Annotated in this window: 20 protein-coding genes; 11 read left to right on the forward strand and 9 right to left on the reverse strand. The window is 61.6% G+C overall.

All coding sequences use genetic code 11. The features are described 5' to 3' along the window. Window positions 1-226: 226 nt before the first annotated feature. The 6 genes from chrA to PMI26_RS10800 form a co-directional block, all read right to left on the reverse strand. On the reverse strand, window positions 227-1,585 hold the full coding sequence (gene chrA, locus PMI26_RS10825) for a chromate efflux transporter (protein ID WP_007976024.1): 1,359 nt from the start codon (window positions 1,583-1,585) through the stop codon (window positions 227-229). 44 nt (window positions 1,586-1,629) lie between these two features. Then, on the reverse strand, window positions 1,630-2,118 hold the full coding sequence (moaE, locus tag PMI26_RS10820; protein ID WP_007976026.1) for a molybdopterin synthase catalytic subunit MoaE: 489 nt from the start codon (window positions 2,116-2,118) through the stop codon (window positions 1,630-1,632). A gap of 3 nt (window positions 2,119-2,121) precedes the next feature. Further along, entirely contained in the window at window positions 2,122-2,373 is a 252-nt protein-coding gene (gene moaD, locus PMI26_RS10815; protein WP_007976028.1) for a molybdopterin converting factor subunit 1, read from the reverse strand. After that, entirely contained in the window at window positions 2,370-2,876 is a 507-nt protein-coding gene (gene moaC, locus PMI26_RS10810; RefSeq protein ID WP_007976030.1) for a cyclic pyranopterin monophosphate synthase MoaC, read from the reverse strand. The genes moaD and moaC overlap by 4 nt, the downstream gene beginning before the upstream one ends. Window positions 2,877-2,919: 43 nt before the next feature. After that, on the reverse strand, window positions 2,920-3,747 hold the full coding sequence (gene fdhD / locus PMI26_RS10805; protein ID WP_007976032.1) for a formate dehydrogenase accessory sulfurtransferase FdhD: 828 nt from the start codon (window positions 3,745-3,747) through the stop codon (window positions 2,920-2,922). A gap of 146 nt (window positions 3,748-3,893) precedes the next feature. Beyond that, the gene (locus tag PMI26_RS10800; RefSeq protein WP_007976034.1) at window positions 3,894-4,784 is read right to left on the reverse strand and encodes a LysR family transcriptional regulator; all 891 of its coding nucleotides are present in this window, start codon (window positions 4,782-4,784) and stop codon (window positions 3,894-3,896) included. A 299-nt stretch (window positions 4,785-5,083) separates the two neighbouring features. On the opposite strand from PMI26_RS10800, the gene moaB reads away from it, so the two are divergent. After that, entirely contained in the window at window positions 5,084-5,623 is a 540-nt protein-coding gene (gene moaB / locus PMI26_RS10795; protein WP_007976036.1) for a molybdenum cofactor biosynthesis protein B, read from the forward strand. After that, entirely contained in the window at window positions 5,620-6,825 is a 1,206-nt protein-coding gene (locus tag PMI26_RS10790) for a molybdopterin molybdotransferase MoeA (RefSeq protein WP_007976038.1), read from the forward strand. Before moaB ends, PMI26_RS10790 begins: the two co-directional genes overlap by 4 nt. Window positions 6,826-7,204: 379 nt before the next feature. On the opposite strand, the gene PMI26_RS10785 is transcribed toward PMI26_RS10790, so the two are convergent. After that, a complete protein-coding gene (locus PMI26_RS10785; protein WP_007976040.1) occupies window positions 7,205-8,104 on the reverse strand; it encodes a bestrophin family protein in 900 nt (299 codons plus the stop codon). 5 nt (window positions 8,105-8,109) lie between these two features. Beyond that, window positions 8,110-9,108, reverse strand: coding sequence for a GTP 3',8-cyclase MoaA (moaA, locus tag PMI26_RS10780; protein WP_007976042.1), 999 nt, complete (start codon window positions 9,106-9,108; stop codon window positions 8,110-8,112). 581 nt (window positions 9,109-9,689) lie between these two features. Here moaA and PMI26_RS10770 point away from each other — a divergent pair. From PMI26_RS10770 to PMI26_RS30765, 4 genes are all read left to right on the forward strand, one after another. Continuing rightward, complete coding sequence (locus tag PMI26_RS10770) at window positions 9,690-12,014, forward strand: FdhF/YdeP family oxidoreductase (RefSeq protein ID WP_007976046.1); 2,325 nt, start codon at window positions 9,690-9,692, stop codon at window positions 12,012-12,014. 137 nt (window positions 12,015-12,151) lie between these two features. After that, window positions 12,152-13,573 carry a cytochrome ubiquinol oxidase subunit I gene (locus PMI26_RS10765; RefSeq protein ID WP_007976048.1) on the forward strand — a complete coding sequence of 474 codons (1,422 nt, stop codon included), beginning with the start codon at window positions 12,152-12,154 and terminating at the stop codon, window positions 13,571-13,573. A gap of 17 nt (window positions 13,574-13,590) precedes the next feature. After that, window positions 13,591-14,607 (forward strand): cytochrome d ubiquinol oxidase subunit II, encoded by a 1,017-nt coding sequence (cydB, locus tag PMI26_RS10760; protein WP_007976050.1) that lies wholly within the window; start codon window positions 13,591-13,593, stop codon window positions 14,605-14,607. After that, entirely contained in the window at window positions 14,594-14,749 is a 156-nt protein-coding gene (locus PMI26_RS30765; protein WP_007976052.1) for a DUF2474 domain-containing protein, read from the forward strand. Before cydB ends, PMI26_RS30765 begins: the two co-directional genes overlap by 14 nt. Window positions 14,750-14,907: 158 nt before the next feature. Here PMI26_RS30765 and PMI26_RS10755 read toward each other — a convergent pair whose 3' ends face one another. Continuing rightward, window positions 14,908-15,759 carry a CAP domain-containing protein gene (locus tag PMI26_RS10755; protein ID WP_007976054.1) on the reverse strand — a complete coding sequence of 284 codons (852 nt, stop codon included), beginning with the start codon at window positions 15,757-15,759 and terminating at the stop codon, window positions 14,908-14,910. A 142-nt stretch (window positions 15,760-15,901) separates the two neighbouring features. Here PMI26_RS10755 and PMI26_RS10750 point away from each other — a divergent pair, with 142 nt between their 5' ends. From PMI26_RS10750 to PMI26_RS10730, 5 genes are all read left to right on the forward strand, one after another. Next, on the forward strand, window positions 15,902-16,522 hold the full coding sequence (locus tag PMI26_RS10750; RefSeq protein ID WP_007976056.1) for a cell wall hydrolase: 621 nt from the start codon (window positions 15,902-15,904) through the stop codon (window positions 16,520-16,522). A 198-nt stretch (window positions 16,523-16,720) separates the two neighbouring features. Then, a complete protein-coding gene (locus tag PMI26_RS10745; protein ID WP_007976058.1) occupies window positions 16,721-17,698 on the forward strand; it encodes an NAD-dependent epimerase in 978 nt (325 codons plus the stop codon). Between the two features lie 49 nt (window positions 17,699-17,747). Then, window positions 17,748-18,488, forward strand: coding sequence for a glycosyltransferase family 2 protein (locus PMI26_RS10740; RefSeq protein WP_007976060.1), 741 nt, complete (start codon window positions 17,748-17,750; stop codon window positions 18,486-18,488). Then, on the forward strand, window positions 18,485-18,763 hold the full coding sequence (locus PMI26_RS10735; RefSeq protein ID WP_007976061.1) for a lipid-A-disaccharide synthase N-terminal domain-containing protein: 279 nt from the start codon (window positions 18,485-18,487) through the stop codon (window positions 18,761-18,763). The genes PMI26_RS10740 and PMI26_RS10735 overlap by 4 nt, the downstream gene beginning before the upstream one ends. A 3-nt stretch (window positions 18,764-18,766) precedes the next feature. Continuing rightward, a complete protein-coding gene (locus PMI26_RS10730) occupies window positions 18,767-20,317 on the forward strand; it encodes an ArnT family glycosyltransferase (RefSeq protein WP_007976064.1) in 1,551 nt (516 codons plus the stop codon). Window positions 20,318-20,408 lie beyond the last annotated feature (91 nt).

Consider the following 20,408-nt stretch of genomic DNA (forward strand, 5'->3'; position numbering starts at 1 on the left):
TGACGCAACTTGGAGCGGCGCAGGGCCATGGGCAGGTTGACGATGCGCTTCATGCAATGCCGTCCGTGGCCAGCAGCGAGGTGGCCTGGATCGAAATGTTCAGCAGTGACGGCAAAGTACGCATGGCGCAGGTTTCCGGCGGCGGAAATCGTCGGTGGCGAGTAGCACAAGCCATCCGGGGATGGCTGGATACTAGGGAGGATTGGCGCGCGTGTAAATGTTTGATTCAGAACATCAGGTGCACCACCAGCCCGATCAGCCCGCAGCCGATCAACACCTCGATCACCCCGCGCTTGAACCGCAGCAAGGCAATGCCCGCCACGATGGCGATCAGCAGCGAAGGCCAGTCCAGTGTTCCTTCGAAGCCTTTGGGCCACAGCACGTGATAGGCAAAGAAGCACGCCAGATTGAGAATCACGCCCACCACGGCGGCCGTAATGGCCGTCAGTGGCGCGGTGAAGGTGAGTTCGTTGTGCGTCGATTCCACCAACGGCCCGCCAGCGAGGATGAACAGGAACGAAGGCAGGAAGGTGAACCAGGTCACCAGCGTGGCGGCCACGGCACCGGCGACAAAGGCTTGATCCGGGCCGAAGATCTGCTGCACATAGGCGCCGATGAAGCCGACGAAGGCGACGACCATGATCAACGGACCCGGGGTGGTTTCACCGAGCGCCAGGCCGTCGATCATCTGCGTCGGCGTCAGCCATCCGTAGTGACCGACCGCGCCCTGGTACACATACGGCAGCACCGCGTAGGCACCGCCAAAGGTCAGCAGCGCCGCCTTGGTGAAGAACCAGGCCATCTGGGTCAGCGTGCCTTCCCAGCCGAACAGGGCGGTGAGCGTGGCCATGGGCAGCGTCCACAAAATCGCACCGATAACCGCCAGGTACGCCAACTTCAAACCACTGAAGCGGGCGTGTTCAGGGGACGGGGTGTCGTCGTCGATCACCGCCGGGCCGTAGGATTGTTTCGCTGCGCTATGGCCACCGGTCCTGAATTTTTCCGGTGCCAGTCGTCCGCCGAAGTAACCGATGATCGCCGCCCCGAGCACGATCAACGGAAACGGCAAGTTGATCACGAAGATGGCCACGAAGGATGCGGCGGCGATGCCCCATAACCAGCCGTTCTTCAGCGCCCGCGAGCCGATCCGGTGAGCCGCCTGCACCACGATGGCCGTGACCGCCGGCTTGATCCCGTAAAACAGTCCGGCGACCACGGGCACCTCGCCAAAGGCGATGTACACCCAGGACAGGGCAATCAGGACGAACAACGACGGCAGCACAAACAGCACGCCGGCGATCACGCCACCCCAGGTCCGGTGCATCAGCCAGCCGATGTAGGTCGCCAACTGCTGAGCCTCGGGGCCGGGCAGCAACATGCAGTAGTTGAGGGCGTGCAGAAAGCGTCGCTCGGAGATCCAGCGCCGGCGTTCGACCAGTTCCTGATGCATGATCGAGATCTGCCCGGCCGGTCCGCCGAAACTGATGAAACCAAGCTTGAGCCAGAACAGGAAGGCTTCGCGCAGGCTGATGGTCCGGGGCTGGGGCACAGCCTGTTGCGTGATCGGAGAGGGCGTGGGGCTCAAGCGCGGGTTCCTTGTGCAGGGAAACGTTGAGCCCGTGACTGTAGCTATGCCGGAACGCGTTGCATAGCCGCCACTTGTGGCGTATCTGCCCAGCGCTCGACAGCGGATCGGTCGCTGTCCCGGGCATCGACCCAGCGTGCGCCGCCCGCCACGTCTTCGCGCTTCCAGAACGGCGCGTCGGTTTTCAGGTAGTCCATGATGAACGCACAAGCCTCAAAAGCGGCCTGGCGATGCGGGCTGCTGACGCCGACAAACACGATCGGCTCGCTGATCGACAACGGGCCGATCCGATGCACGATCTCCACGGCCCGCAGTGGCCATCGGGCCCGGGCGTTGTCGATGATTTTCTGCAGCGAGCGTTCGGTCATGCCCGGGTAGTGCTCCAGAAACAACCCGGCGACCGCCTCGCCCTGATTGATGTCGCGCACGTAGCCGACGAAGTTGACCACGGCCCCCACGCCCGGGTCGTTGGCCTGCAGGCTGGCGATCAGCTGAGTGACGTCGAACACTTCACGCTGGACCCGAACCGTCATGTCTCAGCCCCCGGTGACCGGTGGAAAAAAGGCGATCTCGTCAAAGTCCTCGATCACCCGGTCCGGATGGCACAGCTCCTGGTTCAGTGCGCACATCAGGTTGTGTTCACCGAGTACCTGGCGCCACAGCTCGCCGCGAGCCATCAGCAAGCGGCGCACGTCTTCGATGGTCCTGAGGCTGTCGGTCAGGGGCAGTTTTTCACCGCCCAGGTTGAGCTGCTCGCGGTAACGGGCGAAGTAATTGATCAGGATCATTGTGCGTCCTCGAACTTGAAATGACCGGAGCGGCCACCCTGTTTACTGAGCAGGCGGATGTCGTCGATGACCATGCCCCGGTCCACGGCCTTGCACATGTCGTAGAGGGTCAGGGCCGCCACACTGACGGCGGTCAGGGCTTCGAGCTCGACCCCGGTCTGGCCCTCGACGCGGCAGGTGCCGAGGATTTTCACGCTGTCCGGTGTGCAGGCCTTGAGTTCGACATGGATCGAGCTGAGCAGCAGGGGGTGGCACAGCGGGATCAGCTCATGGGTCTTTTTCGCCGCCATGATTCCGGCGATCCGCGCCACGGCAAAGACGTCGCCCTTGGGGTGGCCGTCGCTTTGAATCAGCTTCAGGGTTTCCGGGCGCATCCGCACCCAGGCCTGGGCCTGTGCTTCACGTTGCGTCGGGGGTTTTTCGCTGACATCGACCATGTTGGCGCGACCCTGGTTGTCGAGGTGGGTCAGGCCGTTGGGCGATGCATTTGAAATGTCTGTCATGGGAGGTTCCTGCGCTGGCCGGCGCGGTGATCAGGTGAAGGCGTCATGCCGGGCTGTAAATGCGTGGCGCGTTGCGGTGGGGGACGTGAATCAGGTTGAGGCGATGCCTGATCGCCCATTGCACGGTCAGGGCGGTGGGCGCCGACAGGCTGACCAGCGTGCCGAGCCGGGCCCTGACGGCCTTGTGGATCAGCTCGAGGCTGCAACGGCTGGTGACCACGGTGAAGCCGCTGCGGCTGTCGATGCCGGCGTGTTGCAGGGCGCCGATCAACTTGTCCAGCGCGTTGTGGCGGCCAATGTCTTCGCGGCAGATCAGCGCGTTGCCTGCGCTGTCGAAGTACAACGCTGCGTGCAGCGCGCCGCTGCTGCGGGCCATTTGCTGGGCCTGTTCGATGCGGTGGCGGATGTCGATGAAATGCTCGGCGGGCGGCAGGGCGACCGGTTCGAGAATCTCCAGTTTCGGCAAGGCCTGCTCCAGCGCTTCCACGCCGCACAGTCCGCAGCCACTGGTACCCGCCATCTGCCGACGATGGTTCTTCAGCGCCCAGAACGCGCGGCTGGAGATCTGCACATCGGCTTGAACGGCTTGGTCGAAGTGGGTTAGGTGCAGGTCGTAGATTTCACTCTGGTGCGCAACGATGTCGTTGCTGACACTGAAACCGCGGATGAAATCTTCGAGGTTGCCCGGCGACACCATCATCACGGCCTGGCTCAAACCGTTGTAGGTGATTGCTAATGCGATCTCTGCGGCCAGCGCCGCCTGGCAGACTGATGCGCCGTTGTCGTATTCGCGAAAGTTCACACTCAAGGGTTTGGGGGCGGGGGCGTTAGTGTCGCTTCGATATTCGGCTTGTTCAACTTTGCACAACATGAAAAGAACCTCGAAGCGCTGAATTAAGTTCAGGCTACGGGTAACTTTTCAAAGCGTCCAATCGCTTGTTCCGATGCGCCGATTGGTGATGTCTATCACGCCGGGCTAACATACCCGGTGCGGTTTTATATAAAACCGAAACTTGATCAGTCGGTCCGGCTGAACAGGGTTCGTGCTTCGGCGAAACACTTCTCGGCAATCGCCGAACGTGGCTCGGTCTTGCGCATCACCAGGCCCAGGGGCGCGAGCACGCTGGCATCGGGCAATTCGATGAACGACAGGTGTTCGATGGGCTCCTCCAGGCCACTGTCCAGCGGCATGATCGCGCAGCAGAAACCTTCGTGGATCGCCTGCAGCAACTGGTAGGTCGAATCGCTTTCAAGGATCGGCTGCGGGTCCAGTCCACGGCTGCGAAAGCTCAGGTCGATGGATTTGCGGTAGTGCATGCCGTTGCTGAGCATCCCCAGCGGCAGTTCGGCGGCGTCCTCCCAGCTCATTTGCGTGCCGTCGAAATGGAAGTGGCGGGTGTCGTACAACAGGCCGACGCGGGTCTCGCCGATCTCGAAAAACTCGAAATAGCTCGGGTTGACGTGGTCGAGGTAGCACACGCCCAGGTCCAGCTGATTGTTGCCCAGGCCCTCGATGATCTGGTCGGAACTCAGGGACGACAGGCTGTACTTGAGCTCGGGAAAGCTGCGGGACAGGCCCTGGATGTAGGTGACCGGGTTGAAGCTGCTGAGCGGCACCAGCCCCAGGCGCAGGTTACCCACGAGCTGGCCCCGGCACGCGGCGGCCTCGGCGAACAGCCCGTCGTGGGCGGCCAGCAGGGTCCTGGCCCAGGCCAGTACCCGCTCGCCGGCCTCGGTAAAACCTTCGAAGCGCTGGCCCCGGGTGACCAGCACCAGGTCCAGTTCATCCTCCAGGTTGCGCAAGCGCATCGACAGCGTGGGCTGGGTGATGTGGCAGCGCGCGGCCGCCTGGCCGAAGTGGCGGGTCTGCTCCAGGGCGATCAGGAACTTGAGTTGTTTGATGTCCATGACGGCACCTGCTGGCGGGGGAGTGAGGGGTTAAGTATTGACCCGGGTGTGCAAGACACAAGGCGAGGCGGAAAACGTGAGGTGCGGACGATCGCATTGTCTTTGGTATGCGTCCAATCACTGCTATCTAAGGGGTTATCGACGGGCTCTATCATTGCTGTGGTTTCTGCTGTTTTTATATTGATAGATTGGCTCGATAGTCTGGTTGATTAGAGTGATTAGACACGGATTTATTTATCGAATTAGTCTCCGGAAGTCATTTAACTTAGCTATCTAATTCATGCCTGCCGGAGAACTCCATGAGCGTCAAACCGGATGCCTTGTTTATACCCTTGAATATTGCCGTGCTGACGGTCAGCGATACCCGTGAATATGCCAATGACACTTCCGGCCAATTACTCGTCAGCCGTTTGCTGGAAGCCGGCCACACCCTGAGCGAGCGCAACCTGCTCAAGGATGACCTGTACAAGATCCGCGCACAGGTGGCGAACTGGATCGCCGACGACGGCATCCAGGTGGTGCTGATCACGGGCGGCACCGGGTTCACCGGCCGCGACAGCACCCCCGAAGCAGTCGCCTGCTTGCTGGATAAACAGATCGATGGTTTCGGTGAGCTGTTCCGGGCGATTTCGATCCTCGACATTGGCACCTCCACGGTGCAGAGCCGGGCGCTGGCCGGGTTGGCCAATGGCACGCTGGTCTGCTGCCTGCCGGGTTCCACGGGCGCCTGCCGCACCGCCTGGGAAGGCATCCTTGCCGAGCAACTCGACGCGCGTCACCGGCCGTGCAATTTCGTGCCGCACCTCAAGCCTGTGCAAGCCTGCGGGACGCGCGGATGAGCGCTTCACCCTTGATGCCGGTTGAGGAGGCCATCGACCGTTTACTGACAATGGCCGAGGCGCAGTGGATTGAAGACAGCGAAGCCGTGCCGCTCAGTGCCGCGCGGCAACGGGTACTGGCCAATGACCTGCTGGCGACCCTCGATCTGCCGCCGTGGCCCAACAGCGCCATGGACGGCTATGCCCTGAATGTCGAGGGTTGGGACGGGGCACCGCTGGCCGTGTCGCAGCAGGTGTTTGCCGGCCAGGCTCCCGAAGCCCTGGCGCCGGGAACCTGTGCGCGCATCTTCACCGGCGCACCGGTTCCACCGGGTGCCGACTGCGTGGAGATGCAGGAGAACACGCAGGTACTGGATGACGGACGTATCCGCTTCACGCAACCCCTGAGCGCCGGCAGCAACATCCGTCCGCAAGGCCAGGAGAACCGCGTCGGGGATGTGCTGCTGCGTGCCGGCAAGCGCCTCGGCCCGTTCGAATTGGCGGTCGCGGCGGCGCAGGGCTGCACCCATGTGCAGGTGGTGCGCCGACCTCGGGTGGCGCTGTTGTCCACCGGCGAAGAGCTGGTCGAGCCGGGCAATCCCCTCAAGCCCGGCAGTATCTATAACAGCAACCGGACATTGTTGAGCCATTGGTTGAATGCGTTGGGTTGCGAGGTCATCGATGCCGGCATTCTTCCCGACGAGCGACGCCAGACTCGGCTCAAGCTCGAACAACTGCAACACACGGCAGACCTGATGCTCAGCACGGGCGGCGTTTCTGCCGGTGACGCCGACTGCCTCGGCCAGGTGCTCCGCGAGTGCGGCAAGCCGTTGCTGTGGAAACTCTCGATCAAACCCGGCAAGCCATTGACCGTGGGCCACTTCGGCCGCGTGCCGGTGATTGGCCTGCCGGGTAATCCGACATCGGCATTGGTCACTTTCGGACTGTTGGCCCGGGCTTATCTGTTGCGGATTCAGGGCGTGGAACAGGTCGAGCCGTTGAGCTTCCCGGTCAGTGTCGGCTTTGCCTGGCCCAAACCCGGGAGTCGCCGCGAGTACCTGCGGGCCAGGCTGGAGGGCGGTCGGGCTGTGCTTTATCCGAATCAAAGCTCAGGCGTATTGTTGGGTGCATCCTGGGCGGACGGATTGGTGGAAGTGCCGGAAGGATGCACGCTGGGCGAGGGTGATACAGCGCGGTTCATACCCTTCAGCGAACTGTTCTGACACTGCCCCCTTGTGGGAGCGAGCCTGCTCGCGAAGACGCCGGAACATTCAAAACAGCTATTGGCAGACAGACCGCCTTCGCGAGCAGGCTCGCTCCCACAGTTTTGATCTTCAGTGAACGCCAATCCCACGGCCGACCACAATCCCTTGTGGGAGCGAGCTTGCTCGCGAAGAGGCCGGCACATTCAATAGAGAGGTTGACTGACCCACCGCCTTCGCGAGCAGGCTCGCTCCCACAGTTTTGATCTTCAGTGAACGCCAATCCCACGGCTACCCACAATACCTGTGGGAGCGGGCTTGCCCGCGAAGAGGTCGGCACATTCGACAGAGATGTCGGCAGACAGACCGCTATCTGCAGGTTTTGTGTGTGTAGTGAGTGTCAGTTCAACACAAAATCCACCGGCTCCAGCTGCGGCGGCAACTCCGTCACACCCAGTGCCGCCAGCACATCGCGCTCGATGTTGCGCACGATGGCGTCGGTGGGCAGGTCGTTTTCGTCGCGGCCGAAGGGGTCTTCCAGTTCGTCGGCAATCGCATCCAGGCCAAAAAAGGTGTAGCTGACAATCGCGGTGAAGATCGGTGTCAGCCAGCCCAGGGGTTCGGCCATGGCAAACGGCAGGAGGATGCAGAACAGGTAGATGGTGCGGTGCAGCAACAGGGTGTAGGGAAACGGCAGCGGGGTGTGCTTGATCCGCTCACACACCGCCTGGGCGTGGGTCAGGCCGGCCAGGTGGTTGGCCATGAGCGTGTAGCGCCAGTCGTTGATCGCCCCGGACTCGTTGAGTGTCGAGCACTGCTGACCGACCTGCATCAGGATCTGCCCGCTGATGTCCGTGGTGTTGCCCTTGGGCATCGGGTGCAGCCAGTCGCCACTGGCGGCCAGTTCGTTTTCCTGGCGCAGCCGCGCGTTGAGGGCATGGGCGAAGCCGCACAGGTTGCTGAGGATCATATGGCGCTCATCCGTGTCCTTGATCGCCAGGGTTTCACGAATCATCGAGCGGACTTCGACTATCACATCGCCCCACGCCTTGCGCGCTTCATACCAGCGGTCGTAGCAGGCGTTGTTGCGAAAGCTCATGAAGATCGACAACGACAAACCCAGCAGCGTGAAGGGCGTTGCGCTGACCTTGGAAAAGTAGCTGGGATGCAAGGTTTCGATGAGCACGATGGCGGAGGCGAGCAACGTCACCATCAGGCTGCGCCAGGCAATGCGCTTGGCAATCGAACCCTTGAGGGACGTCAGCACGCCGATCAGGTTGGGTTTGGGTCTCACGATCATGGGGTTCAGCCGCCCGTCATGTTCATGAAGCGAATGACCTGGACATCGTCGTTCACTTCGAAGTTGTGCCGATAAGGCTTGAGTTTCATCGCCTCGATAATGGCTTTTTCCAGGCGCTCGGGCTGTCCGGGGTGGCTGCGCAAGACAGCCTTGAGATCCACCGAGTGCTCATTGCCCAGGCACAGCAGCAGGCGTCCTTCCACGGTCAGCCGCACCCGATTGCAGGTGCCGCAGAAGTTGTGGCTGTGGGGGGAGATGAACCCCAGGCGAATCTGCGGCGCTTCGGCCAGGCGCCAGTAGCGCGACGGACCCTGGGTCGACTCGGCGCAATCAATCAAAGTGTAGCGTTCGGCGATGCGTTCGCGGACCCGCGCGCTGGCGAAAAACGATTCGGCGCGGCTGTGCTCGTCGATGGTGCCCAACGGCATTTCCTCGATGAAGGAGATGTCGAGGTTGCGGTCAATGGCGAAGCTCACCAGATCATTGATCTCATGGTCGTTGCGGCCCTTCATCACCACGCAGTTGAGCTTGGTGTTGCGAAAGCCCGCCTGGTTGGCCGCGTCGATGCCCTTGATGACCTGCGCCAGGTCACCGGTGCGGGTCAGTTCGCGAAAGCGTTGCGGGTCCAGGCAGTCGAGGCTGATGTTGAGGCGCTTGACCCCGGCCTCGAACAACGGCCCGGCCAGTCTGGCCAGTTGCGAACCGTTGGTGGTCATGCACAGTTCACGCAGGCCGGGCAGGGCGGCGATCTTTTCGCACAACTGCACCACACCCGGACGAATCAGCGGCTCGCCTCCGGTCAGGCGGATCTTGCGGGTGCCCAGCGCGACGAAGCTTTGTGCGGTTTGATAGATCTCCTCCAGGGTCAGCACCCGTTGGCGCGGTAGAAACTGCATGTCCTCGGCCATGCAATACACGCAACGGAAATCGCAGCGGTCGGTGACCGACATGCGCAGATAGTCCACGCGCCGGGAGAAGCCATCGATCAAGACTCGTTCTGACATGACACCCTCGCTTGGTACTGCATGCGTTGAATGGACATTCCGTTAATCGGATTTTGTCTTTGTAGGAGCGAGCCTGCTCGCGATGGTCGTTAACGATGACGCGTGCTTACTGGCTGAACGCGGTGCTCTTGAGTCCATCGCGAGCAAGCTCGCTCCTACAGGTATTGCGCAGATAACGGATCTGTTGAGAACAGGTGTAGGAGCGAGCCTGCTCGCGATGGTCGTTAACGATTACGCGTGCTGGCTGACTGAACGCGGTGCTCTTGAGTCCATCGCGAGCAGGCTCGCTCCTACAGGTATTGCGCTGTTAATGGATCTGTTGAACGCAGGCTAAGAGCAACTTTAACGGGCGTCCAATCACTATTAACAACCGGGTGATCGAGCGGATCGATGATGAACTTTATTTTGTGATTTTAAGGGCTTTAAGTGATTTCAAGCTATTGAAAAATAATGATAAAAATACATGATAGAGCGTTTCGATAATGTGGTCGTAAATAGCGATTAGACAATAATTAATCCCTGTTCATATGCTTTTCTCCGTCAAACGATCAATGGCCTGAATCAGGTCACGGAGAAGTACCATGTCTCAAGTCGACCGCTACAAACCCTACAAAGGTGCCGCCGCCGGTTGGGGTGCACTGATCGCTGTTACCAGGAACTGGCTGGGCAGTGAAAACGCGCTGAAGAACATTCGCGCCATGCTCAAGACCAACCAGAACGGCGGCTTCGACTGCCCCGGTTGCGCCTGGGGCGAGTCGCCGGAAAACGGCATGGTCAAGTTCTGCGAAAACGGCGCCAAGGCGGTCAACTGGGAAGCCACGGGCCGTCTGGTCGATCCGGCGTTCTTCAACAAATACAGCGTATCGGCGCTGGCCGAACAGAGCGATTACTGGCTGGAGTATCAGGGTCGCCTGACCCACCCGATGCGCTATGACGCAGCCACCGACCGTTACGTGGAAACCACCTGGGACGAGGCCTTCGCGCTGATCGCCCGGCACCTCAACGCGCTTGAGTCGCCGGACCAGGCCGAGTTCTACACCTCGGGCCGGGCCAGTAACGAGGCGGCTTATTTGTACCAGCTGTTCGTGCGGGCCTACGGCACCAACAACTTTCCGGACTGCTCCAACATGTGCCACGAAGCCAGCGCGGTGAGCATGATCGAAAGCCTCGGCGTGGGCAAAGGCACTGTGGTGTTCGACGACCTGGAACATGCCGACGCGATCTTCGTCATCGGCCAGAACCCCGGCACCAACCACCCGCGGATGCTCGAACCCTTGCGCGAAGCGGTCAAGCGCGGAGCCCAGGTGATCTGCATCAACCCGCTCAAGGAGCGCGGACTGGAGCGCTTCCAGCATCCACAGCACCCGATCGAAATGCTCATGAACGGCTCCGAGCCGACCAACACCGCGTACTTCCGCCCGGCCCTGGGTGGCGACATGGCGGTGATGCGCGGCATGGTCAAGTTCCTGCTGCAGTGGGAGCGCGAAGCACAGGTGAGCGGTGGCGAGCCGGTGTTCGACCATGCGTTCATCGCCGAACACACCTCGGGAATGGGTGCCTACCTGGGCGAAGTCGACGCCACCAGCTGGGAGCACATCGAGCAGCAGTCGGGCATGCCTTTGGCCGACATCGAGCTCGCCGCCCGCATGTACGCCCGGGCCAAACGGGTGATCATGTGCTGGGCGATGGGCCTGACCCAGCACACGCACTCGGTGCCGACCCTGCAGGAAGTCATCAACCTGATGCTGCTGCGCGGCAACGTCGGCCGTCCTGGTGCGGGCCTGTCGCCGGTTCGCGGCCACAGTAACGTGCAGGGCGACCGCACCATGGGCATCAACGAACTGGCGCCCACCGAGTTGCTCGATGCCCTGGAAAAACGCTTCTCCTTCAAGCCGCCGCGTGAGCATGGCCACAACACCGTGATGGCGATCGGCGCGATGGAGCAGGGGCGCTCGAAAGTGTTTATCGCCCTGGGTGGCAACTTCGCCCAGGCCACCCCCGACACGCCGCGGACCCACGCTGCGTTGCGCAAGTGCGACCTCACCGTGCACATCGCCACCAAGCTCAACCGCAGCCATCTGGTCACCGGTCGTGAAGCGCTGATCCTGCCGTGCCTGGGCCGCACCGACATCGACATCCAGGCCGAAGGGCCGCAGGGCGTCACCGTGGAAGACACCTTCAGCATGATCCACATCTCCCACGGCCAACTGAAACCCAAGTCGAAACACCTGCTGTCGGAACCGGCGATCATCGCCGGCATCGCCGCCGCGACACTGGGCAAACATCCGATCGACTGGAACTGGGCCATCGGCGACTACGGCCGCATCCGCAACATGATTGCCGACACCATTCCCGGCTTTGAAGATTTCAACCGGCGCCTGCTGCACCCGGGCGGTTTCCACATGCCCAACGACGCAGCCAAACGCATCTGGAAAACCGCCAGCGGCAAGGCCCAGTTCACTCCGAGCGTGTTGCCGGAGCACCTGATCAGCGAGGGCGTGCGCAACCTGGCGGTCAAGCCGCACCTGATTCTGCAGACCATGCGCTCCCACGATCAGTACAACACCACGCTGTACGGCCTGGATGACCGCTATCGCGGGGTTTACGGCATGCGCGACGTGGTGTTCGCCAACGAGCAGGACATTCGCCGGTTGGGTTTCGAACCGGGGCAGAAGGTCGACCTGGTCGCGCTGTGGGATGACGAGCGCGAGCGTCGGGTCAGCGGTTTCACCCTGATCGCCTACGACATTCCGGCCGGTCAGGCGGCGGCGTACTACCCGGAGACCAATCCGCTGGTGCCGCTGGAAAGTTACGGTGACCGCACCTTCACGCCGACTTCCAAGTTCGTCGCCATCCGGCTGGAGCAGGCCAGGGCCAGCAACCTGATCTCGACGTCCGCTGCGTAGTGCCGATCACTCAAGACTTTGTGGGAGCGAGCTTGCTCGCGATTGCAGGGTGCCAGACGCCATTGATGTTGAAGGTGCCGGCCTCATCGCGAGCAAGCTCGCTCCCACAGTTTTAAATCCGCAATGAGGATTTCGACATGTTTAACCTGGAGGCACTGGACCTGGCGCGGATGCAATTCGCGTTCACGGTTTCGTTCCACATCATCTTTCCCGCCATCACCATCGGGCTGGCCAGTTTCCTGGCGGTACTTGAAGGCTTATGGCTGAAGACCCACAACGACACCTACCGCGATCTCTACCATTTCTGGTCGAAGATCTTCGCCGTCAACTTCGGCATGGGCGTGGTCTCGGGGCTGGTCATGGCCTACGAGTTCGGCACCAACTGGAGCCGCTTCTCCGACTTCGCCGGCAGCATCACCGGGCCGTTGCTGACCTATGAAGTGCTCACGGCGTTCTTCCTTGAGGCCGGTTTCCTCGGGGTCATGCTGTTCGGCTGGAACCGGGTAGGGCGTGGCTTGCACTTCTTCTCGACGGTGATGGTGGCCATCGGCACGCTGATTTCGACCTTCTGGATTCTCGCCTCCAACAGCTGGATGCAGACGCCCCAGGGTTTCGAGATCGTCGACGGTCGCGTGATGCCGCTGGACTGGCTGGCCATCGTGTTCAACCCGTCGTTCCCGTACCGCCTGGCGCACATGGCGATTGCCGCCTTCGTGGCCACGGCGTTCTTTGTCGGCTCATCGGCGGCGTGGCACCTGCTGCGCGGCAACGACACCAAACAAGTGCGCAAGATGCTGTCGATGGCGTTGTGGATGGCCTTGATCGTCGCGCCGATCCAGGCCGTGGTCGGTGACGCCCACGGCTTGAACACCCTGGAGCATCAACCGGCGAAGATCGCCGCCATCGAAGGGCACTGGGAAAACAACGGTAGCGAAGCGACGCCGCTGGTGCTGTTCGGCATCCCGGACATGCAGGCCGAGAAAACCAAGTACGCCATCGAGATTCCGTACCTGGGCAGCCTGATCCTGACCCACAGCCTCGACAAGCAGATCCCGGCGCTCAAGAGCTTCCCGAAAGAGGATCGCCCCAACGCGACGATCATTTTCTGGAGCTTCCGCGTCATGGCCGGGCTGGGCATGTTGATGGTGCTGGCGGGCGTGCTTGGCCTGGTCCTGCGTCGCAGCGGTGCCATCTACCGCAACCGCTGGTTCCTGCGCCTGATGCTGTGGATGGGCCCGAGCGGCCTGATCGCCATGCTCGCCGGCTGGATCACCACGGAAGTGGGGCGCCAGCCGTGGGTGGTGTACGGCCTGCAACGTACCGTGAATGCCGCGTCCAATCACAGCGTCACGCAGTTGAGCCTCTCGTTGGCGCTGTTCGTGGTGATCTACTTCTCGGTCTTCACGGTGGGTATCGGCTACATGATGAAGCTGGTGGCCAAGGGGCCAAAACCCCATCACGAGCATGCGCCTGCGGGGCATTCCGATCAGGTGATCACACCGCGCCGGCCGCTGTCCGCCGACGCTGAAATCCTCGAAACCGACGCCCGCGTCAATTGAAGGAAGGGAGTTGAGTCATGGGTATTCAAGGTATTGATTTATCGCTGATCTGGGGCGTGATCATCGCCTTCGGCGTGATGATGTACGTGATCATGGACGGCTTCGACCTGGGGTTGGGCATTCTGTTTCCGCTGATCCCGGATGCGCAGGAGCGCGATGTGATGATGAACACCGTGGCACCGGTCTGGGACGGCAACGAAACCTGGCTGGTGCTGGGCGGCGCGGCGCTGTACGGCGCGTTCCCGCTGGCCTATTCGGTGATTCTGGAGGCGCTGTACCTGCCGTTGATCCTGATGTTGTGCGGCTTGATCTTCCGTGGCGTGGCGTTCGAGTTCCGCTTCAAGGCCAGCCCTGAAAAGCGTCATGTCTGGGACATGGCGTTCATCGGCGGTTCGCTGCTGGCGACCTTCTCCCAGGGTGTGGTGATTGGCACTTACATTGCCGGTATCCCGGTGGTCGACCGCCAGTTCGCTGGTGGTTCGCTGGACTGGCTGGCGCCGTTTCCATTGTTCTGCGGAGTCGGCCTGATCGTCGCCTATGCCCTGCTCGGCAGCACCTGGTTGCTGGTCAAGACCGAAGGCATGCTCGAATCGCGGATGCGCCTGTTCACCCGGCCCCTGGCCTGGTTGCTGTTGGCGGTGATCGGTGTGATCTGTGTGTGGACGCCGATCCTGCATCCGGACATCGCCACCCGCTGGTTTGCCCATGCGCACCTGGCAATGTTCGCAGGCCTGGCGGTGCTGGCCTTGCTGGCGATGTTCGGCTTGCTCAAGACCCTGCGCCAACGCCACACCCATTGGCCGTTCGCCTTTACCCTGATGCTGGTGTTCCTGGGGTACATAGGTCTGGCGTTCAGTATCTGGCCGAACATCGTGCCGCCGTCGATCAGCCTGTGGGCCGCGGCGTCACCACCGACCAGCCAGTTGTTCATCCTGATCGGGGCGCTGTTCATCCTGCCGATCATCCTGATGTACACGGTCTGGAGCTACTACGTGTTCCGCGGCAAAGTGAGGATTGGCGATGGCTACCATTGATTCCCGTGAACCGGCATCGGCGCCTTGGTATAAGCGCCTTGGGTGGCTGGTGTTGATCTGGCTGGGCAGTGTGGTTGCGTTGGGGGTGGTGGCGGGGGCGTTGCGGGTGTTGATGCAGGCGGCGGGGATGAGTAGTCACTGACGCACGTTGCAAAAACACGGAAATAACAGGAGTGATGAATCACCTGTGGCGAGGGAGCTTGCTCCCGCTGGACTGCGCAGCAGGCCCTTTTTTGGGGCCGCTTCGCAGCCCAGCGGGAGCAAGCTCCCTCGCCACATTGTTCGTGCCAGGTTCAGTTCTTACTGCGCCCCAAACATCGCCGTCCAGTAAATCCCCGCATCGCTCTTCGGATCGGTCGCATACGCCGCGCCCAGTTCGCGGAACTGCGGGTTCATCAGGTTGGCGCAGTGGCCGGGGCTGGTCAGCCAGCCTTCGACTACCTTGTGTGCAGTGTCTTGCCCGGCGGCGATGTTTTCGCCGATCTGCTGGAAGTCGTAGCCGGCCAGTTCTGCGCGGTCGCCCGGGGTGCGGCCGTCGCGGTCCTTGTGGTCGAAATAGTTGTTGTTGGCCATGGAGCGCGAGTTGCCTTCGGCGGCGCTGGCCAGTGTGGCGTTCCAGGCCAGCGGTGGTGCGGCGGCGAAGGATTGCGCGCCGCACTGGCGTGGGCGGGTGCGTGCGGCGTTGAGTTCGGTGAGCAGCTTCTGGCCTTCGGCCTGCGCGTCGCCCAGGCTTGCGCTCAACAATGGCCGAGCGACCACGATGCGCCATTGCCGGTCCTGGCGGAAGACGCCAACATCGACGAATTGCGGGTCGAGGACGATCTGGCAAAAACTCTCCTGGATCGCCTTCATCGCCGCGGCTGCATCGCGAGGTCCGGACAGGCTGATGGCCTGCACGTTTTTCATCGGATAACCGGCAGCGGCCATGGCTTGCTGCAGATCACCGATGCTCGGGGCGCTCAGCACCAGGCGCGGGTCGGCCGACAGCGGCGGCAGCTCCGATGACACCTGGCCGGCACAGCGCTGCAGTTGGCTGCGGTAGAGGTTGATCGATTCGATCAATTGCGCTTCGTCCGCCGCCATGGCGTTGGCGGCACATACCAGTCCCAGTGACAAACCGGCCAGGCGCATTGCGGATGAGATGAATCCCATGAAAATCCCCCTTGAGCAGATGGCGCTCATGATGCGCGAAGTTGGCCCATTTAAGACAACGGATTTATCCAGAGTGTAGTGGGGTGGGCGAAATCATTTCACTACTAGACTGAATCGAACCACTCACCGAGTAACACCAACCATGCGCCTCGACTGGATCGCCACCTGCCTTGCCCTCACGCTGTTCACCGGCCCGGTATCGGCTACGGATCAGGAACAAAAAAAGGAGTCGGCCGAGAACAAGGCCGAGGTGCTGGAACAGAAGGCCGCCGAAAACAAAAAGCCCGCAACGGAACCCAAGGTCGAAGCCATTACCCCGTCCGAGGTCCAGGCCGTTGACCCGGCGGGTGCCGCACCGCTGGACGATGCGATCACGTGCCTGGCCCGTTCCATTTACTGGGAAGCCAAGGGCAAGGACGCTGCCGACATGGAGGCGGTGGCCAACGTGGTCATGAATCGCCTGGGCCACGAGGGCTTTCCGGACACGGTGTGCAAGGTGGTCAAGCAGGGTTCGGAGACCAAGAGTTGTCAGTTCTCCTGGTGGTGTGACGGCAAATCCGATTCGGTCCAGGAAGAGGTGCCATATGCGATGGCCAAGGAAATCGCGCGCAAGGCCCTGAACAAAGAGCTGCCGGATCGCACCCAGGGTGCCTTGTATTTCCATGACCGTACGGCCAAGCCGGATTGGGCCAGGAAATACATCAAGACCGTGGATATCGGCTTGTTCCGCTTTTACAAACCCCATGACGGATCGGCCAGATAGCAGCGGTGATTTCGGCCAAATATTTTATTTTTTTGAGACCGTGCGAGGTGCTATCGAAACTGAAATGTTTCTGTTTTATAAGCTTCATAACGTAACCGTGCGCAAATGACGCGATAAGCAGGAACCACACATGAAGCTGATGAGGGTCTGGATCAGTAATCTCGCGCCGATCACGGCGCTGTCGATGGCGTGCCTCCCATGACCGTCCTGGTCACCGGTGCCGCCGGTTTCATCGGTTTTCATACGGTCCAGCGCTTGTGCCGCGAGGGGCAGGAGGTCGTCGGTATCGACAACCTCAACGACTACTACGACGTGGAACTCAAGCACGCACGCCTCAAGGTGCTTGAGACTTTGCCGGGTTTTCGCTTCCGGAAAATGGACATCGTCGACAAACCGGCCCTGATGGACCTGTTCCGCGACCACGGTTTTACCGAGGTGGTGCACCTGGCGGCGCAAGCCGGGGTGCGTTATTCGCTGGACAACCCGGATGTCTATGCCCAGTCGAACCTGGTGGGTTTTCTCAATGTGCTGGAAGCCTGTCGGCACCATCGCCCCGAGCACCTGATCTACGCCTCGAGCAGTTCGGTGTACGGCACCAACAGCAAGATGCCGTTCAGTGTCGATGACCCTGTCGAACATCCCGTATCGCTGTACGCCGCCAGTAAGCGTGCCAATGAACTGTTGGCCGAAAGTTACTGCCATTTGTATGGCTTGAAAGCCAGTGGCCTGCGCTTTTTTACCGTCTACGGCCCGTGGGGCCGCCCGGACATGGCGCTGTTCAAGTTTACCGACGCCATCCTCAAAGGCCTGCCCATCGACATTTACAACCAGGGCCAGATGTCACGCGACTTTACCTACGTCGACGACATTGTTGAAGGCATCGCCCGACTGCGTCCAAAGCCTCCGGTGCCGCGAGGCGGCGCCGCTGGCGTCAACCGGCTCTTCAACATCGGGCGTGGAAAACCGGTGGCGTTGCTGGATTTCGTCGAGTGCCTGGAGTCGGCCCTGCATCTGCAGGCCCGACGCAACTACCTGCCGATGCAGGCCGGTGATGTGGTCAAGACCTGGGCCGATGTCTCGGCACTGGCCGAATGGGTGGGCTTCAGCCCGCAGGTGACGCTGGAAACCGGCGTCGCAGAATTTGTGCAGTGGTATCGGCAGTTCTACCGGATTTGAAGCGTTCGCCTCTGATCTCGAAAAAATCATAAAAGGCGAGAGGGACCCCATGAGCCAAGACATTTTTGTATCCGTACTGATTCCCGCCAAGAACGAAGCGAACAACCTCAAACCGCTGCTAGAGGAAATCCGCGTGGCGTTGGCCCATGAGTCGTACGAAATCATCGTGGTCGACGATGGCAGCACCGATGCGACCCTGCAGGAACTGCGGCAGATCCGCCACGATGGCTTGAACACCTTGCGCATCCTCCATCACGAGCGGTCGCTGGGGCAGAGCACCTCGCTGTACCACGCCGCCCGCGAGGCGCGCGGGCAATGGCTGGCGACCCTCGATGGCGACGGCCAGAACGACCCGGCGGACATTCCCGGCATGCTGGCGCTGGTGCGCGGCGAACCGGGCAAGGTCGATGTGCAACTGGTCGCCGGGCACCGGGTCAATCGCCGCGATACCGCGAGCAAACGCTACGCCTCGCGGTTCGCCAACAACCTGCGCCGGCGCCTGCTCAAGGACGCCACCCCGGACACCGGTTGCGGCCTGAAGCTGATCGAGCGCACGGCGTTCCTGCGCCTGCCGTACTTCGACCACATGCACCGCTTCATTCCGGCGCTGATCCAGCGTCACAACGGGCGCATGATCGTGCACCCGGTCAACCACCGGCCGCGCACGGCCGGGGTGTCGAAATACGGCAACCTCGACCGCGCGCTGGTGGGCATTCTCGATTTGTTCGGTGTCTGGTGGCTGATCAAGCGAACGCGGCTGAACACCATTGCCCAGGAGCTCCAGGGATGATGCTGACCCGTGAAACCCTGTGGCTGGTGGTCGGCTTTGCAGGGCAGATTGCCTTTACCGGGCGGTTTGTCCTGCAGTGGCTGTACAGCGAGTACAAAAAGCGCAGCGTGATCCCGACCAGCTTCTGGTACCTGAGCATCGTTGGCAGCTCCTTGCTGCTGGCCTACGCCATCTACCGTCAGGATCCGGTGTTCATTGCCGGGCAGGCCTTTGGCTCCATCGTCTATTTTCGCAACCTGCAATTGATTGCCAAAAGCCGCAGCGTGAAGGAATAAACCATGCGTAGATCGTTGTCGCCCCGGGTCGAGTGCCTGGGGCTGATGCTGCTTGCCCTGTTGTTGATCGGCGCGGGGCTGGGGCTACGCCAGGCACAGAACGTGGATGAGGAGCGCTTCCTCGGCGTCGCCCTGGAGATGCTGCAAAACGGCTCGTGGCTGATCCCGCACCGTGCCGCCGAGATCTACGGCGACAAACCGCCGATTTTCATGTGGACGGTGGCGTTCTTCTCCTGGCTGACCGGCAAGCCCAACATCGCGCTCTACCTGCCGGGACTGTTTTCGGCCGTGACGGTCACGGCGATGGTCTATGACCTGGGCCGTCGCCTGTGGACCCAGCGTATCGGGCGCAACGCCGCACTGCTGTACCTGGCGACCTATCAGACCTACAGCATCCTGCGCACCGGTCAGATCGACAGTTTTTTGATTCTGTTCACTTCGCTTGGCCTCTACGGCCTGGCGCGGCACCTGCTGCTCGGCCCGGCGTGGCGCTGGTTTTACGCCGGTTGCGCGGCCATGGGCATCGGCGTGATCACCAAGGGCGTGGGTTTCCTGCCGGCGCTGTTGCTGATCCCGTACGCCTATGCGGTGCGCAAAGGCTGGCCCGGTGTGGTGGCCATGCCCGGCGAGGCGCGCAAGTGGTTGCTGGGGGTTGCGCTGATGCTTGGCGCCATCGCGATCTGGCTGTTGCCCCTGGCCTTGTCCATCGCCTTCAATGGCAGCGCCGACGAAATTGCCTATGCGCGGGAGATCCTCCTGCACCAGACCGCGGGCCGCTATGCCGCCGCGTGGCATCACCGCGAACCGTTCTGGTACTTCTTCACCAACGTTATTCCGCAGTACTGGCTACCGTTGGTGCTGGTGCTGCCTTGGTTGGTGCCTGCCTGGCGCCGTCAGTTGCAAAAGCGTGACGGCCGGGTCCTGGTGTTGCTCGGTTGGGTGGTGTTGGTGGTGCTGTTTTTCTGCATCAGCACGGGCAAGCGCAAGCTGTACATCTATCCGGCGCTGCCGGGGCTGGTGCTGGTCGCCGCGCCGCTGATTCCATGGCTGCTCAAGCGCTGGTTCAAAAAGCACCCGCGTTTGCGTCGGGTGTTCCCGGCACTGGTGGCGACCTGGTTCGCGCTGTGGTTCGCCCGGGGTTTCATCGAACCGCTCAAGGACGGCACCAACATCGATCAGGTGCTGATGGCGCAGGCGGCGAGCATGACCCAGGGCGCCGATCTGGTGCTGGTCAACTGGGAGGAGGGGCACTGGTTGTTCGCCCGCCAGCCGATCGTGCATTTCGGCATGGATAACTCGTCCATCGAGAAGGCCGCGCTGTATCTGCGCGAACACCCCAAGGCCTACGCCTTGGTGCCGGATGATGTTTTGAACCAGTGTTTCAAAGCCGAAGCGGCCCGTGAACTGGGCGAAAACTCACGGGCGAACTGGTCGATCGTGGGGGTGGATGCCGACAACGGCAAATGCCAGCTGCCAGAGGCCGGCAAAGCCTATCGGTTCAGCTGGAACGACCCGCACATGGCAGTGGTGCCGGCGCAGGTAGCCAATCCCTGAAGACAAACCGGGGCCTTCACCTAGTCCCGGGAACCTGTAGGAGCCAGCCTGCTGGCGATGGACTCAAGTGCGCCGCGTTTATCCAGCTCAC

Origin of the sequence: Pseudomonas sp. GM33, from assembly GCF_000282295.1 — a bacterium.
Classification (GTDB): Bacteria; Pseudomonadota; Gammaproteobacteria; order Pseudomonadales; family Pseudomonadaceae; genus Aquipseudomonas; species Aquipseudomonas laurylsulfatiphila.